Source organism: Paenibacillus sp. XP01, from assembly GCF_057364885.1.
On record NZ_CP139481.1, the window covers coordinates 2499554 to 2513967 of the forward strand.

A 14414-nucleotide genomic window follows, 5' to 3' on the forward strand; every position below is an offset into this window, starting at 1 on the left:
CAAACGGGATTTCGCGCCGTTCACATTAATATTGACCTGATGGAAGTAAGCATTAAAAGAATATAACTTCACATGATGGAATGTTTGGGATAAGATGGATGTTGTGGAAGCAGGTTAATGCCTTCAGAAAGAGGAGATTTCCATGAAAATTCGTCTTACACCGTATGATGAGAACTGGGCCAGGATGTATGAAGAAGAAGCTCAAGTGTTAAGGGGCATTTTTGGCGACGAAATACGGGCACTCGAACATTTTGGCAGTACGGCCGTTCCGGGAATGAAAGCCAAACCGGTCGTGGATATGATGTGTTTGGTGAAAGATATTCAAGTTATTGATGGATACAATGACCGTATGCATGCTCTTGGGTATGATGTGGCCGGAGAATGGGGCATTGCGGGAAGACGGTTATTTCGAAAAGGCGGGGAACAGCGGACGCATCATATTCATTTTTATCCATACGAACATCCGCAAATATGGCGTCATTTGGTGTTTCGCGATTATTTGCAAGCGCATCCGGAAGAAGTTGAACGTTATACAGCGATGAAAGAAGAGCTTGCCCAACGTTACGAGGATACGAGCGACTACAGCAAGGGAAAGAAGCCGTTTGTTCAGGAGATGGAACAGAGAGCTTTGCAATGGCACAGCGAGAAAACGAAATACGGCACTCAGTAACCCTACACTAAACTCACTCGATTAGAACAAGGATGTGAGCGCATGTTAAACTATACGAATACAACGAAAGAGTTAACGGAAAGCGTGTGGCTATGCCCGGATAAGCGCGCAAGGGAGAACTATTCTGGACTACATTTATACAGAAGAAGGCGGAATGGCTGCTAGAGGTATTGGAATGCGAGTATCAACGAAAGATTGAAACTGGTTCTCAAACGTAAACGGGCACCACTATAAATCATAGCTTTTATATCATTTTGGAATCAAGGAAAAAAGAGTGGGAGTTAATCATGATCTATGTAGTGCGGCATGGCCAAACGGACCTGAACAAACAAGGCAGACTTCAAGGACGCCAAGGGTTGCCTCTAAATGATGCAGGAATGAAGCAGGCGGAATGGCTGCGGGAGCATTTAAGCCGCGTTACTTTTGACTATGTATTTTCTTCTCCACAGGATCGGGCGATTCAGACTGCAGAGATCATTACAGGCCAGAAGGCAGTGACGGATTCCAGGCTGGACGTGTTCGATTTGGGTGAGGCGGATCTATTGTTAAAGGAAGAAGTCAAGTTGGCGAGTGTAATGCCAGATCCCCGTTTTTATCAGGGGGTGGAAGAACTGAATCACTTTGTGAACAGAGTATTTGGATTTATGAAAGAGCTTGAGCTTCAGCGTGTTTGTCCCACGAGAGAAACTAAACCGTAAGGATTTTCCGGCCGTCGTATGGGCAATTGATCAAATGAATGAGCATTCCTATTTCTTCCCACGAAATTGTCCAAGAATTGTACTTAAACGAACTCCCGAAATCTCAGAAGAACATCGGAAAATGTTTTTCGGAATGTCGCAGGCGAACAAGATCATTGCTATAGAGAGCCCCAGCTTATGATGGAAAATCACTTCTAGAACTGGGGTGTTTTTAGTCAGGAGGAATTCAAATGCGGACACACTTTGGCAAATACGATATACCGCCAACGCTTCAGAAGCTGATTCAATTACAGGAAAGTCTCCAAGACGCTGAACAATTTTTTACGGGATTTCATTTTTATCTAAGTTTAAACGGGTTCAGGTATTTCAACACGCCTTGCGATGTTATTGAGTTTGGAAATATCGGCGCCGATGGCATACATTACGGTTTTCTTACGGATTACGGGACAGTAACGGACCTTGAAGCAGCCCCGATCGTTTGTGTCAGTCCGATGAATTTTGATCGTCCGTCCCGCGTTGTAGCCAACAATTTATCGGAGTTTCTGAACGTTAATCTGAATGACGGAGCATTGTTTTACAATGATTTTGAGAGCGAAGAAAGTTATTTGCTTCAGAAGCGGCAGTGGGCCGAACAAGCGTTGAACTCTCCATATCAGCCTACAGATGTTGAAAGGATTACTCGGGAAAGAATTACAATATGGACAGTAAACAATGTACCAACCCCTGCCATTGATAACCCTTATACATATGTTCAGAATGTAAGTCTGGTTCGTCAGAATGAGATTACTCTTCAGACACAGGACGGATTAGGCGTGAAATTTCCTTTTGCTGAAGGAGAAGAACATCTACCATATCGAATCCACGATGTTACGGATCTTGATATGGGTTGGCTTGAGGATTATTTAAATTCAGCTCCCGTAACGTCACGACTTGCATTGATTAGAGATATTCAAAAGAATCACGATATCCGTGACCAACAAGATCTCCGAGCCATCATTATCCCGGCATTGCATTTGATGAGTCTTGACGATGAGGCTGTTCGAATCATGTAAGAGAATTAAGAATAAAAGATCAAGGGCTCTTCCTGATTGTGCGACATGACAAACAGCCTCTGACGATAAAGTTAGGGGCCGTTTGTTCATACAGGTTTATTTTTTGCTTTTCGTTAGGCGAGAAGAATGAATTTTGTCAAAACTGGAGGAGCCATTTTTTTTGCGCCTGTTCTTAACAAGGATCGATTTTCGTTTCGTGGATCGCTTTGGATGACGTGGCTTTACATGTTCACCGGGTGCTCGGAGCGGTTTGTGGATAAGCGGCATTGTTGCTGTTTTCGCTGCGGCAAGCTGACCGAAATGGATCAAACGAACGCCGTGTTTTGCGAGCGCTTGATGAATGCTCCGACTGCGGAAGACGTTTAATTCAAGTTCCCGCCCTTGGGTGTAATTGGATATCTTTCGTGTGGTATCATCGACATAACCGGGATGGCACATGATTTCGGTTGAACCTTTGGGCAGATGGGCAATGGCTCGGATTAAGCGTTTCAAGCTATCTTGTTTGTCGTAGGTGTCAAGTAAAATATAATCTGTTGTCAAAGGCACAGGAGTGGCAGAAACGGCAGAGAGCCGGGATTTGCGCATCGGCACTTGATGGCGTAGGGCAAACGTTGACATCGCTCGATGCACGGCATGATCATGCAAATGCAGATGATGGTGGGAATCGAGGTGGGTCGGTTTCAAACCGGCGGTAACGAACCGTTCCCATTGGGCGGCAAGCTCCAATTCGATCTCGCATTCGTTCCACGATGACATCGTGTGTATACCGTTGAATGTCCCATCTGGCTTTACAAGCGAAGGCACATGCTGTGGATCGGAAATCGGTTTTCCATACGTCAGATTAAAATGCAGGCCGACCCCAAGCTCCGGTAACGTATTAGCCCTGTTCACTGCATCCGGGAAGCCAGGCATGTTGACCATCAGGGTTGCGCTGGAAAGCGATCCTGCCCGGTATGCTTCTTCGATCCCCCGGTTCGTGCCTTCCGACAGGCCGAAATCGTCTGCATTAATAATAAGCCATCTCATTGGCGGCCAACCTCCCAAGGGGTTCGTTTTCCTCCTATATAGATATTTGAAGAAGCGTCCATTGGAAATGGACAGATGCCGATTATGGAATAACCAATCCCATGCAGGAGGTGCAGTAACATTGATGACGCCTCAAGAAATGTTGCACATCGTGCAATCACAGCTTGCTGTCGATCTTCATTGCAGCATTGACGATTTGAATGGGGACAAGGACCACATTATTTATGTGGACGCCCAGGAAAACCCGGGACGCAGGCCGTTTCGGCGAAATGCACGATATTTTGAGATACTGTCAATGGGACAAACGATTATCGTTTCGGCAACGCCGGAGCGCTTGAACATAGCAAAAGCGTATATGGAAGGCAAAACGCGGGATTATATTTTTTCATCGCCTTTTATCAGAGGGTTGTATTTGCATTTTCTTCCCGATCTGAATTCGCTGCAGCGTTTGTCACCCCCGGATTCATTTACATACGAAGTGCTTGAAATGGATGAAGTTTGCGATTTGGCTGGGATGACAGCATTCGATAACGCCGTCATTCATGACCCGACTTGCCCTTATCAAACGGTATTGGCTGTGTTAGCCAAGCAAAACGGCTCCATTGTTGGTATAGCGGGAGCAAGCAATTCAGGGGAAAAGCTGTGGCAACTCGGCATCGATGTGCTTCCGGGGTACCGCCGCAATGGGCTTGCTGCCTACCTGGTCAACCGATTGACGTTTGAGGTGTTAGAACGGGGATGCGTCCCGACCTACGATGTCATTGCGAGCAATATCGCTTCACAGCGAGTGGGTGTCCGGGCAGGTTATGTTCCCGCATATGTTACCGATTGGAGATGCGATTTTACGGCGTACGAAGCTTGAGTAAGAGGGCTTACGCCGCCGAAAACAGGGATGTATAATCATGGAAGACGGCTTTGACAATCCAGCCCTATAACGGGCCATTAAGGAGGAATTCCTATGTCTCCCATTCATAATGAGATCGGTGCAGTGTTTATTCCGGTGAAGGATTTGCAGCATTCGCGTGACTGGTATTGCGATATTTTGGGATTGCAGGCAGACGGGGAAATACTGCACGGACATTTGTACATGCTGCCGATGAAAGGACCTGTCCTTATTTTGGATAGCAAAATTTATACGGAGGATCGCGTGTTCAAGACGCCTGCATTTCATTTTAATACCAGTGACATTCAAGCGGCATATGATTATCTCGTTGCCAAGAAGGTTAACATTATGCCGCAGATTGAACGCAATTGGTTGAACTTTGAAGATCCGGACGGGAATCTCTTAATGGTGTGTGAATGTTAATGAGAGGATTTAAATCGGAGTGAGGAGGATTTCAGGATGTTGCACGACTTGCAAGGTGAAGCCGGGATGACGCCGGTAGTGGGCATGTTGTATTCCGCTGTCAAGGAAAATAGCGACCGGTTGCGATCCATCACGGAAGGCATGTCCCAGGAAGAAATCGATTATAGAGGACTCGATGGTCATTATAATAGTGCAGCTCAGTTAATCAAACACATTATGGTTGTAGATTTGAACTGGGTTTACCGGGTAAAAGGAGAACCCCTGCCGTCCTCCCTTCAAAAGCAACATGGTCCTATGATCGACGAAAATAACAGGCTTCCGATGGTTACGGGAATAGCTTTGGAGGTCCTCTTGGCACAATATGCCGAAGTCATGCTTTGGTTAAAAGAAACATGTGAGAAGCTGGTGGATGCCGATTTAGACAGGGTTGTCACGTTTGGGCATGAGAACGAAAAACAGGCGACGATCCGCTGGGGCCTGTGGCATATGGCAGATCATAACCGGTATCATCAGGCGCACATCAACCAACTTCGGAAATGGTATAAACAATGCAAAGAGTCTACAATGAGTTTGATTCACATCGTTCCAGTCACCAAAGATAATTGGGAAGAAGCCATGAACATCGAAATCATTTACCAATTGTCATTGAGGGAGAGTACCTTTTGAAGAAATACATGGAGATCGGGTTTGGAAATCGCTGGTTCATTCGAACGGAATTCGAACACGAGGATGGAACGGAGAGCGAACAAAAAGGATTTACCGCTCCTTTTCGCTTAAAGTCCGTATATTTAAGGATATGGATCGGTACGAGCGTGTTGATCATAGATTCCAGAGAAGGCATTAAGCGTGCTCGCAAAAACCGGAAAGCGTTCAAGCTGATCTTGGGGTTTTACGGAATATAAAGCTGAATCTCCGGAAGGAGGGCGAGGTTGACAGGCAAAGAGAATGCTGCCGCAATCCACGTCTATGAAAGCTTGAAGTATATACCCGAAGAAGAGCAGGTGCTGCAAAAAACGCTGTGAAGCTGAGGACACCAACGTGGAACATATTATTTATTTGAACTAAAGGAGCTTACTGCATTTTTATGTATAAAATTGTTTTTTTCGATGTAGATGGAACGCTGCTAAGCGAAGTGGATCGAAGTCTGGCAGCGTCAACGAAAGAAGCGGTCACAACATTAATCGACAAAGGCATTAAAGTTGTCATCGCTACAGGCAGACCCCATAATATGTGCCAACCATTTTTGGAGTTGGGCATAGATAACATCATTTCTGCGAACGGGGCCCTGATCAAATGTAAACATGAAACGATACATCAATCACTGCTTGCACCGGAAACGGTTCGTGAACTATCGGAGTTTGCCCAATTAAATGGCAGCGGCCTTTCCTATTTTACGGATCGTTTGGCCATGAACGGCATGGGCCGTCAAAATGAACGGGTGCAGGAAGCTTTATTTGAAACGTTAGGGCTCACTCAGTATCCTGATGCTATGGGTTCTCTCGTAGACGAAGTATGCTGTATGTGTTTATATGCGGATGAGGATGAAGCGGGGAAGTACGTCGAGCATTTTCCGACATTAAGGTTCGAACGTTTTCACGGCTACGTGTTGAATGTTTTGGAAGAAACGAAGGTTTGCAAATCAACGGCAATGCGAAAAGTACTGGAGCATTATCAAATTGATGCCTCAGAGTCCATTGCTTTTGGGGACGGTGGCAACGACATGGATATGCTGGCAGCTGCAGGATTGGGGATTGCAATGGGCAACGCGCATGATGCTTTGAAACAGCAGGCGGACTTTATCACTTTAAAGTCAAGTGAAGGCGGGATTGACTACGCACTACGCAAATTCGGCGTCATATAAACCATGTCGCGCTGAACCATGAGTGTCTCAAATACGCGAACAGAGAATAAAGATGATCGTGGTTGGCTTAAACGTCCTCCTTATACTTTGACCGTGGGAAGCGAGGGATCATTCATTATGGTTGTGCAAGTCGCCTCATTCATCTTTTCGATCCTTATTGGGATCGTGATTTTGTTTCAATTGGCATTGGCTCTCGGTATGCCTTGGGGAGAGTGCGCCATGGGAGGCAAGTTTCCCGGAAAACTGCCGCCACCGATGCGTTTCGCAGCAGTCATACAAATGTTTGTCCTCGGCTTCATTGGCTCCATCGTACTTAGCAAGGCGGGATTATGGCTGCCGGAATGGTCTGATTTCTCGGAAACGGCTGTGTGGTTTGTTATCGCGTTTTGCACCTTGTCAACGTTTCTGAACATCATCACAACCAGCGTATGGGAACGAAGGATATGGGCACCCGTAGCGATGCTGCTGCTTGTCACAAGCTTGATTGTAGCCGTTTTTTAATTCAATAAAATGATGCAGGAGGAGTATGATGCAGGGGATCCAAGCTGCTTTTATCGACCGAGACGGCACGATCGGCGGGACAGGTCATTTTGTTCATCCCACGGAATTCAGCCTGTTTGATGGTGCCCAGGGTGCCATTAACATGCTGAAACAAGCTGGAATCAAAGTATTTGCGTTTACGAATCAGCATCGGATTTCGCGCGGTCAGGCCAAGCTCGAGGAGTTTAGAACGCAATTCGAGCAGTTTGGCTTCGACGATGCCTTCATCTGTCCTCACGGTGCTCAGGATCAGTGCGATTGCAAGAAGCCGAAACCAGGCATGCTCAAGGAAGCGGCGGTTAAATATGGCCTTGATCTGTCAAAGTGCGTGGTGATCGGAGATGTCGGCGATACGGATATGCTGGCAGCCCATGCGGTTGGCGCAATCAAGGTGTTGGTCAAAACGGGGTGGGGCGAATCATCGCTGTTGGAATACAGGCACCGATGGAACGAGGTTGAACCGGATTATATTGCCGAAAACATTCATGACGCGGCAGCATGGATTCTCCGCAGCCTTCCAAGGAGAATTTCTCCCAATGGATAAATGGTCTGGAGATTTTAACAATATGGGGGGAATCAAGGGATGAAGGACATCGATTTCTCGAATTATTTTTGGCAAGATGATGAGATTCGCTTGAGAAGCAGAGGCACAGCAGGCGTGAGGGGAAGAAGAACATGAACAACGGAGTCATCGAATTCCCGCGTCTGGAAACGGAAAGATTGATGATGAGAGAGCTGACGCTTCAAGATGCAGCGTCCATATTGAACCATTTCACTGATCCGTTAGTCATAAAGTTTATAGATATCGAAGCATGCAAGGACATCGCGGAAGCCGAGGAAATCATTGCTTTTCACATCAACGATTCGGGTTGCCGGTACGGTCTGTTCAGCAAAGAAAAGGATGAGCTGCTTGGTACGTGCGGTTATCATTGCTGGATGGCGAACCAGGATGGGACAAGGGCCGAGATCGGGTTCGATCTGGCGCCTCGTTATTGGGGGAAAGGCATCATGCAAGAGGCTTTGCGTGAACTGATTCCGATGGGGTTTGATCTCATGCAGCTGCAATATATCGAGGCAACAACGGAACAAAAAAATGACCAATCGCAGAAGTTGCTAACCAGGTTGGGATTTAAGCAGGAGCCTTTTCTCAAAGACAACTTACTCTATTTTACGTTAAGGCGAGAACAGTACGAAGTATAACCTTGTCCAGCTCAATACCGTAGACTCTCTACTTGTATATTTTCAAAGAGAGTCTTTTTTTGTTGTCGTCATTGTTGCGGCAATAGGATTAAAATCCTTGTATGTTATTGAGCATAAAGGTAAAATATAGATGTTTTCGCTAAATCGACGGTACGGGAGTGTTGGCATGATTATCATGATTAATGGGGCTTTCGGTTCCGGCAAAACTTCGGCGGCAGCGCAGCTGCAGCCTAGAATCGCGAACAGCATGATTTTTGACCCGGAGGAAGTCGGTTATATGCTCAGAAAGCTTATACCGGAAGAGCAGCGGCTTATGGAAGAACGTACGGATGATTTTCAGGATATCGAGCTTTGGAGAGTAATGACGGTACAGACGGCAAGGGAAATCCGGCGTAAATACGGCAAACACCTGATTGTGCCAATGACGATCTATAAAGAAGCTAACTTCCATTACATTTCCAATGGGTTCAAAGAATTCGATGCGGATGTATATCATTTCTCGCTGATTGCTTCGGAAGAAACGATTCACCAACGTTTGGCGAAACGGGGAGATGCACTTGGAGGTTGGACGTATCAACAGGCACCGAAATGTTTGAAGGCGCTTGGTGAACCACAATTTGCGGAGCATATCATTACAGATTCGTTGGACACTGGGGATATCGTAAATATCATTTTGGAGCGCGTGGGAGACAAAGCAGAACGGTAAACGAAGGAGGTGGGCCAGGTTGTCCAAAGCTACCCATATTGTAAAAGGAACAAGCGAGGAAGCCCGTTTCGTGAGAAACAAGCTGATCGAATTTAATTCAAAGCATATTCCTGACGGGAGATATGAGGAAGTTTGCTTATGCGTGAAGGATAACAAAGGCGAAGTCATAGCCGGACTTAACGGTTCCATTTGCTGGAACTGGATGGAGATTGACTTCTTATGGGTGGATGAGAGTTTTCGGGGACAGGGACTTGGCCAAAAATTGCTGGAGGAAGCCGAACGGCAGGCTGCAGCCGAACAGTGCACTTTCATTCAACTGAATACGTTTAGTTTTCAAGCACCGGGGTTTTATGAGAAAAATGGATTTGCGGCAATAGCCGTAATCGAAAATGCACCGCGAGACCACAAACACTATTATTTCATTAAATATTTGAGATAAGAAGTAAGCGGTTACGTATTTGAAGCAAGTTGATTATTAAACGTTATCTTCTTCAATTTATTATTATTTTAAAGGGGGAATCCAATGAAAGTTGCACTGAATGCCAATGAACTGGAAAGCGTAGAGCTCAGCTGGTTATGTATTAAACCGATGCTGCACGCGGTACGCGGGAAAGATATGCAAACCAAGCTGGAGATGTATCATCAATTAAATGAAGCCCAGAAAGGCTTGTACTTATTTTATTCCTACCATAACCACACGGATACGAGCATGGAGTTTTATTGGTTCTCTGCCCACCATATCAATGAACTGAAATCCTGGGAACGGATCAGGCAAGCCATGCTATTTTTTAAAGCCGATGCCTTGATTGAAGTCTTGGACGAGATCCAGCGATTCATGCAGAAACGGAATATGCTGTACAAGACGATCAGCCCAGTGGACCTGGAGAAGGATTCTGCTCTCTTGAATGAAGTGAACGAATTGCACGAGAAGTATAGTCGATGTTCGGCAATCGCCATACAACAAATGAATGAGTACATATTGGATCATCGGGCGGAATTTTTGGAACCGGATTTGTGAAGATGTGTTTAATGGATAAACCATCAATGAAGCATATCCAGATATTGAATTCCAGCAAGGAGCTGATCACATGATCATCACCCCATGGTCAAACGAAAACGATACATACAAACTCAGTGACGAGATTTCGCTGCAAAAAGCGGATAAAGCGGAGTGGGGCGTATTTTGCGCCATCTATTACAGTGCGGAATATAACGGCTTTTTCAAAGAAGGCATCTACGATTTTCAGCTGCGGCGCGATCCGTTCTGGATTTATCAAGGCGATCGGAGAATTGGCGGTGTTGTTATCGCGCCCAATGTATTATACTTTTTGTTCTTGATTCCGCCTTTTAATGAAGGAAGCAAGATCGTCAACCTATTGAAACGCGCTTTGCTGCAGTGGTCGGAGCCTTCGAATCCGATTCGTGCCTATGAGATTTTGGGTGATCAGGCCGATTGGTTTGCCAGAGCCGGTTTTTGGCCAGATGAATTCAGATGCCGCTGGATGCAGAGACCGACAGAGTCTTTCGATTTGGAATGGGATGATCACTCTGTCGTCGTTGAACCTGAATTGCAAGTCGATGATCAGCAGAAAACGTTAAAAAAGTTGAACGAAATCGTACACTTTTTACATGCAGCTCATGAGGGGAGCATTGATGCTGTCCGCAGAAATCAGGAAACGCTGGACTCCACCCTGTCTTGGGTCAGTGCATATCCCTATGAAACCAATGAATCATTGTTGAAGGCTTCATCATTGGTTTACGACAAGGAAACGATGAAACTTGCAGGCGCATGTCTCATTTCCGATCAAGACGGGCTGCCAGCTATTTTTGGTATTGCTGTGCTGCCGGAATTTTCGGGAAAAGGGCTTGCTACCCGAATGATCAAAAAAGCATTGACTGTATTGAAAGCGCATTATCCTGTTTTAAGACTGTATGTGATGCAGGGAAACAGCGCGGAGTCGGTATATTACAATCTGGGATTCATGCCAGGGCCGCTTGAGGTACAAAAATTCACGTTGTCACCGAGGTGAGCGAAATGAAAATCATGGTCATTGGTTCCAGCGGATCGGGGAAGTCGACGTTTTCTCGGGAACTGGGGAAAGGATTGGGTTTGCCCGTACATCACTTGGACCTGTATTACTGGAAGCCGGGCTGGGTTGAAACGCCCCGAGAAGAATGGGAAGAGTTCAACAAACAATTGGTTGCCAAAGAAAACTGGATTATCGACGGGCATTTTGGAAGAACGATGGATATCCGGATGAAAGCGGCAGATGTCATCATTTTCTTTGACTTGTCGCCGATCATCACAACCTATCGCGTCATTAAACGCAGAATTCAATATCATGGCAAAACGAGACCCGACTTGAATGAGGGTTGCCCCGAATCCATTGATTGGCCTTTTATCAAGAACGGGTGGAATTTTCGCAGAGACAAACGCCCTGACATTATCGAAAAATTAAATCAACAACCTTCAAACAAATGTGTGATAATCATTGGCAGCATGAATCAAGCCAAAACGGTATTGCGTGAGATCCATAGGAAGGGACACCACTATTTCGAGCAGTATAGGAATGATGCAGTGAAAGGATAATTGGAAATCGCAGTTCGTCGCAAGGGATTTTTGATTTGGGTCTATACAGCTTAGCGGTTTATTTCTCAGGAAATATTCCGACAACAAATAAGTAGAAAAGAGGCCAGAAACGAGAGGGATTATGGATAAAGCGTACTGGTTTTTTGTTGATCGGGAAATGAGAGATTTTGTTCAAGATGTGGACATCTTCGGTTGTTTGAGAGATATTCATTGGGACTTCGAAGATACATGGGAGTGGTACGAATACGGTTCCTTAAACGATGCTTTGTACATCAACATTTCGAGAGAGCACGATTGGACAAAAGGAAACTATGAATCTCCCGTGTTGTTAAGGTATACACGCATGGGAACAGATATTGAGCAAATAGGAGCAAGCATTTCACACCAATTGGGAGTAACGGTGTTCTGTGGTGAGGTTGCCTTTAAGAATGGAAATGATATCACTCTTCTTGAAGAGCATGTTTGGGATCATAAATGTCATAAGAAGTTTAGATGAATTGCAAGCAAAAGGAGGAAACGAATCATGACCGAGTATTACTGGGATACCAAGATCGAATATTTGAGGAACACGCGCTGGCTGTACTACAATGACGACTATCTGGAATTTTTGGTGAAAAGCGTATGGAAAATCGATAAACCGGTTAACATCGTAGATTTTGGATGCGGTTACGGTTATCTCGGTTTGAAGCTTCTTCCGCTTATGCCGCAAGGAAGCACGTATACCGGCATGGACAAAGGAACAGAACTGATTCGCGAGGCTGAGGAAATTTACTCGCATTTAGACTATGATGCAACGTTTATAACGTGTGATATCGATGAAGTGCAGCTGGAGCCAAAGTACGATATTGCCGTAAGCCATGCGTTTTTGTTACATATGACCGAACCTGTCAGGATTGTTCGCAAAATGATGGACAGCGTACGGAATAACGGAAAATTGATTTGCTTCGAACCACACTGGATCGGCAATATGGCGAATTGTTATATGGATGGCGTAGATCAGAGCAGCATCGTTCGTTTAGGCGTTCTGCAAAAGTTGTATGAAGAAGACGAACGGCGCACGCTCAAGGGTGGAAATATCGGCATGGCTCTGCCAGTGATGTTAAGTCAGCTTGGGTTAAAGAAGGTGGAGTGCCGAGTCAGCGACAAAGTAAACTTTTTGGATCAAAACATGGATGCGGACCGTAAAGAACTTCTTTTTCAAGCGCTGCGTGAAGAAGGATTGGGACAGGATCCCGGGGAACTGGATCAGGTCGTGAACAATCTGCTTGCCAGGGGATTAAATGAACATGAGGCCAGAGAGGAATACGAGTCGGAAGCCAACTTTGGGAGGACATTCAATGCGGATTCGTGGCTGACATATGCACCTAATTTCAAAATCTCCTTTGGTACGGTGGAACGTTGACTAACAATTAAAAAAGGATTTGGCATTCATGAAAAAAATTCTAATCATTGGCATCGTTGCCAGTGGAAAAACAACATTAGCCAGAACATTGTCGCAGCACATAAACATCCCTTGGCATGAATTGGATGCCATCGTCCACCACCAGACGGAAAGTGGAAGGATCAAGAGAACGCCGGAAGAACAGATGAACGTCATTCATAATATTAACAAACAGGGAACATGGATTTTGGAAGGAACGGATCGTGCCTCCTATCAGCCACTGTATGATATGGCGGACACGATTATTTTTTTGGACCCCCCGTTATGGAAACGGAAAATCAGGATTTTCCTCCGCTTTGCGAAGCAAAGGTTCGGGATCGAGAAAGCAAACTACACCCCCGATCTGACGATGCTGCGAATGATGTACAGATGGACAAGAGAATTCGAGCAAAACCGCGACAGCTTCGAAACCAAACTGAAACGATACGAGAACAAGCTGGTGAGATTGCGTGATAATACGGACTTGGCTTGGGTTGCTCAGCGGCGACAATGCACAGGGGCGGTTGGGGCAGAGCGGCAGGAGACTGCGGCAGGAGATTAATGGGGAGGAACGAAATGAAGATTGAAGGGGACCGTGTGACTCTCTGCCAAATGACCGAAAAAGATTTGGATTTTGCGAGCGAATTGGAGTGTTATACAAATCTTTCGCTTCAGCATTCATTTTCCCGTGTATAATGGTGTAAATATATGATTTCTTGTACCATGAGTGCGCTTTCGCGTAAGCTTGGGCAAGATCGGGAGACGGGAGGTCAGGATGTGCAGGAGGCCATTATAGTGGTGCCCCATGATCCTTGCTGGGCAAACGAGTTTATGAAAATAGGCAGGCGGATCCGCGCAAGCATGGGGGAAAGTGCCATCCGGATCGATCATATCGGTTCTACTTCAATACCTGGCCTGGATGCCAAGCCGATCATTGATATTCAGATTTCGGTGCGTTCGTTGGATAAGCTGGATTGGAAACCTTTTTTAGAGCAGCTTGGGTACATGCATCGGGAGAATAATCCGGATCAAACGAAGCGTTATTTTCGGGAAAGCGGCAGCATGAGAAGAACGCATATCCATGTTCGAAAAGCAGGCAGCTGGTCAGAGCAGTGTGCACTGCTGTTCCGGGATTATTTGCGGGTACATCCGGAAGACAGTCAGTGCTATGCTCGGGAAAAATACAGGTTAAGCGAATTATACCGTCATGAACGGGAGCGATACGTCACGGCGAAGGAGCCGATCATCTGGGAGATCATACGCAAAGCAAGCTTATGGAGCCAGCAGACAGGCTGGGAGCCTGGAACAACGGATATCTAGCTTGACGCCCTCTCTTCGTATACTG

At 45.9% G+C, this 14414-nt stretch carries 20 protein-coding genes and 2 pseudogenes; 21 read left to right on the forward strand and 1 reads right to left on the reverse strand.

Annotated features, from left to right (window positions below; all coding sequences use genetic code 11):
* The first annotated feature begins 142 nt into the window (after positions 1 to 142).
* From SNR34_RS11640 to SNR34_RS11655, 4 genes and pseudogenes are all read left to right on the forward strand, one after another.
* Entirely contained in the window at positions 143 to 670 is a 528-nt protein-coding gene (locus SNR34_RS11640) for a GrpB family protein (RefSeq protein ID WP_486181925.1), read from the forward strand.
* A 287-nt stretch (positions 671 to 957) separates the two neighbouring features.
* Positions 958 to 1335, forward strand: a pseudogene (locus SNR34_RS11645) (histidine phosphatase family protein); the annotation flags it as partial.
* Position 1336: 1 nt separating this feature from the next.
* A complete protein-coding gene (locus tag SNR34_RS11650; protein WP_486181926.1) occupies positions 1337 to 1549 on the forward strand; it encodes a DUF6886 family protein in 213 nt (70 codons plus the stop codon).
* 49 nt (positions 1550 to 1598) lie between these two features.
* Positions 1599 to 2420 (forward strand): hypothetical protein, encoded by an 822-nt coding sequence (locus SNR34_RS11655; RefSeq protein ID WP_486181927.1) that lies wholly within the window; start codon positions 1599 to 1601, stop codon positions 2418 to 2420.
* A 96-nt stretch (positions 2421 to 2516) separates the two neighbouring features.
* Here the strand turns inward: SNR34_RS11655 and SNR34_RS11660 are convergent, their stop codons facing one another.
* Positions 2517 to 3446, reverse strand: coding sequence for a carbohydrate deacetylase (locus SNR34_RS11660; protein ID WP_343259464.1), 930 nt, complete (start codon positions 3444 to 3446; stop codon positions 2517 to 2519).
* 124 nt (positions 3447 to 3570) lie between these two features.
* On the opposite strand from SNR34_RS11660, the gene SNR34_RS11665 reads away from it, so the two are divergent.
* From SNR34_RS11665 to SNR34_RS11745, 17 genes and pseudogenes are all read left to right on the forward strand, one after another.
* Positions 3571 to 4308 (forward strand): GNAT family N-acetyltransferase, encoded by a 738-nt coding sequence (locus SNR34_RS11665; protein WP_486182444.1) that lies wholly within the window; start codon positions 3571 to 3573, stop codon positions 4306 to 4308.
* A 96-nt stretch (positions 4309 to 4404) separates the two neighbouring features.
* Positions 4405 to 4752 (forward strand): VOC family protein, encoded by a 348-nt coding sequence (locus tag SNR34_RS11670; RefSeq protein WP_486181928.1) that lies wholly within the window; start codon positions 4405 to 4407, stop codon positions 4750 to 4752.
* A gap of 36 nt (positions 4753 to 4788) precedes the next feature.
* A pseudogene (locus SNR34_RS11675) lies at positions 4789 to 5301 on the forward strand (DinB family protein); the annotation flags it as partial.
* 125 nt (positions 5302 to 5426) lie between these two features.
* Complete coding sequence (locus SNR34_RS11680) at positions 5427 to 5654, forward strand: DUF3977 family protein (RefSeq protein WP_236417430.1); 228 nt, start codon at positions 5427 to 5429, stop codon at positions 5652 to 5654.
* A 182-nt stretch (positions 5655 to 5836) separates the two neighbouring features.
* The gene (locus SNR34_RS11685) at positions 5837 to 6613 is read left to right on the forward strand and encodes a Cof-type HAD-IIB family hydrolase (RefSeq protein WP_486181929.1); all 777 of its coding nucleotides are present in this window, start codon (positions 5837 to 5839) and stop codon (positions 6611 to 6613) included.
* A gap of 219 nt (positions 6614 to 6832) precedes the next feature.
* Positions 6833 to 7114, forward strand: coding sequence for a hypothetical protein (locus tag SNR34_RS11690; protein ID WP_339277632.1), 282 nt, complete (start codon positions 6833 to 6835; stop codon positions 7112 to 7114).
* Between the two features lie 28 nt (positions 7115 to 7142).
* Positions 7143 to 7697, forward strand: a complete 555-nt coding sequence (locus SNR34_RS11695) for an HAD-IIIA family hydrolase (RefSeq protein WP_486181930.1) — start codon at positions 7143 to 7145, stop codon at positions 7695 to 7697.
* A gap of 131 nt (positions 7698 to 7828) precedes the next feature.
* A complete protein-coding gene (locus SNR34_RS11700) occupies positions 7829 to 8353 on the forward strand; it encodes a GNAT family N-acetyltransferase (protein ID WP_486181931.1) in 525 nt (174 codons plus the stop codon).
* Positions 8354 to 8519: 166 nt separating this feature from the next.
* Entirely contained in the window at positions 8520 to 9059 is a 540-nt protein-coding gene (locus SNR34_RS11705; protein ID WP_486181932.1) for an AAA family ATPase, read from the forward strand.
* 19 nt (positions 9060 to 9078) lie between these two features.
* The gene (locus SNR34_RS11710; protein WP_486181933.1) at positions 9079 to 9498 is read left to right on the forward strand and encodes a GNAT family N-acetyltransferase; all 420 of its coding nucleotides are present in this window, start codon (positions 9079 to 9081) and stop codon (positions 9496 to 9498) included.
* 84 nt (positions 9499 to 9582) lie between these two features.
* Positions 9583 to 10077, forward strand: coding sequence for a hypothetical protein (locus tag SNR34_RS11715; RefSeq protein ID WP_486181934.1), 495 nt, complete (start codon positions 9583 to 9585; stop codon positions 10075 to 10077).
* A 70-nt stretch (positions 10078 to 10147) separates the two neighbouring features.
* A complete protein-coding gene (locus SNR34_RS11720; RefSeq protein WP_486181935.1) occupies positions 10148 to 11089 on the forward strand; it encodes a GNAT family N-acetyltransferase in 942 nt (313 codons plus the stop codon).
* Between the two features lie 5 nt (positions 11090 to 11094).
* Entirely contained in the window at positions 11095 to 11649 is a 555-nt protein-coding gene (locus SNR34_RS11725; protein ID WP_486181936.1) for a DNA topology modulation protein, read from the forward strand.
* Between the two features lie 121 nt (positions 11650 to 11770).
* Positions 11771 to 12145: a hypothetical protein gene (locus tag SNR34_RS11730; RefSeq protein WP_486181937.1), complete on the forward strand. Its 375-nt coding sequence runs from the start codon at positions 11771 to 11773 to the stop codon at positions 12143 to 12145.
* 27 nt (positions 12146 to 12172) lie between these two features.
* A complete protein-coding gene (locus tag SNR34_RS11735) occupies positions 12173 to 13051 on the forward strand; it encodes a class I SAM-dependent methyltransferase (RefSeq protein ID WP_486181938.1) in 879 nt (292 codons plus the stop codon).
* 28 nt (positions 13052 to 13079) lie between these two features.
* Positions 13080 to 13631 (forward strand): P-loop NTPase family protein, encoded by a 552-nt coding sequence (locus SNR34_RS11740; protein ID WP_486181939.1) that lies wholly within the window; start codon positions 13080 to 13082, stop codon positions 13629 to 13631.
* 161 nt (positions 13632 to 13792) lie between these two features.
* The gene (locus SNR34_RS11745) at positions 13793 to 14389 is read left to right on the forward strand and encodes a GrpB family protein (protein WP_486181940.1); all 597 of its coding nucleotides are present in this window, start codon (positions 13793 to 13795) and stop codon (positions 14387 to 14389) included.
* Positions 14390 to 14414: the final 25 nt, after the last annotated feature.

Excerpts from the sequence above, each read along its gene's own strand:
- SNR34_RS11700 (WP_486181931.1), top strand. The coding sequence starts at position 7,829 with ATGAACAACGGAGTCATCGAATTCCCGCGTCTGGAAACGGAAAGATTG.
- SNR34_RS11665 (WP_486182444.1), top strand. The coding sequence starts at position 3,571 with ATGACGCCTCAAGAAATGTTGCACATCGTGCAATCACAGCTTGCTGTC.
- SNR34_RS11715 (WP_486181934.1), top strand. The coding sequence starts at position 9,583 with ATGAAAGTTGCACTGAATGCCAATGAACTGGAAAGCGTAGAGCTCAGC.
- SNR34_RS11670 (WP_486181928.1), top strand. The coding sequence starts at position 4,405 with ATGTCTCCCATTCATAATGAGATCGGTGCAGTGTTTATTCCGGTGAAG.
- SNR34_RS11660 (WP_343259464.1), bottom strand. The coding sequence starts at position 3,446 with ATGAGATGGCTTATTATTAATGCAGACGATTTCGGCCTGTCGGAAGGC.
- SNR34_RS11730 (WP_486181937.1), top strand. The coding sequence starts at position 11,771 with ATGGATAAAGCGTACTGGTTTTTTGTTGATCGGGAAATGAGAGATTTT.
- SNR34_RS11745 (WP_486181940.1), top strand. The coding sequence starts at position 13,793 with ATGAGTGCGCTTTCGCGTAAGCTTGGGCAAGATCGGGAGACGGGAGGT.
- SNR34_RS11680 (WP_236417430.1), top strand. The coding sequence starts at position 5,427 with ATGGAGATCGGGTTTGGAAATCGCTGGTTCATTCGAACGGAATTCGAA.
- SNR34_RS11640 (WP_486181925.1), top strand. The coding sequence starts at position 143 with ATGAAAATTCGTCTTACACCGTATGATGAGAACTGGGCCAGGATGTAT.
- SNR34_RS11705 (WP_486181932.1), top strand. The coding sequence starts at position 8,520 with ATGATTATCATGATTAATGGGGCTTTCGGTTCCGGCAAAACTTCGGCG.
- SNR34_RS11735 (WP_486181938.1), top strand. The coding sequence starts at position 12,173 with ATGACCGAGTATTACTGGGATACCAAGATCGAATATTTGAGGAACACG.
- SNR34_RS11720 (WP_486181935.1), top strand. The coding sequence starts at position 10,148 with ATGATCATCACCCCATGGTCAAACGAAAACGATACATACAAACTCAGT.
- SNR34_RS11655 (WP_486181927.1), top strand. The coding sequence starts at position 1,599 with ATGCGGACACACTTTGGCAAATACGATATACCGCCAACGCTTCAGAAG.
- SNR34_RS11725 (WP_486181936.1), top strand. The coding sequence starts at position 11,095 with ATGAAAATCATGGTCATTGGTTCCAGCGGATCGGGGAAGTCGACGTTT.
- SNR34_RS11685 (WP_486181929.1), top strand. The coding sequence starts at position 5,837 with ATGTATAAAATTGTTTTTTTCGATGTAGATGGAACGCTGCTAAGCGAA.
- SNR34_RS11740 (WP_486181939.1), top strand. The coding sequence starts at position 13,080 with ATGAAAAAAATTCTAATCATTGGCATCGTTGCCAGTGGAAAAACAACA.
- SNR34_RS11695 (WP_486181930.1), top strand. The coding sequence starts at position 7,143 with ATGCAGGGGATCCAAGCTGCTTTTATCGACCGAGACGGCACGATCGGC.
- SNR34_RS11690 (WP_339277632.1), top strand. The coding sequence starts at position 6,833 with ATGGGAGGCAAGTTTCCCGGAAAACTGCCGCCACCGATGCGTTTCGCA.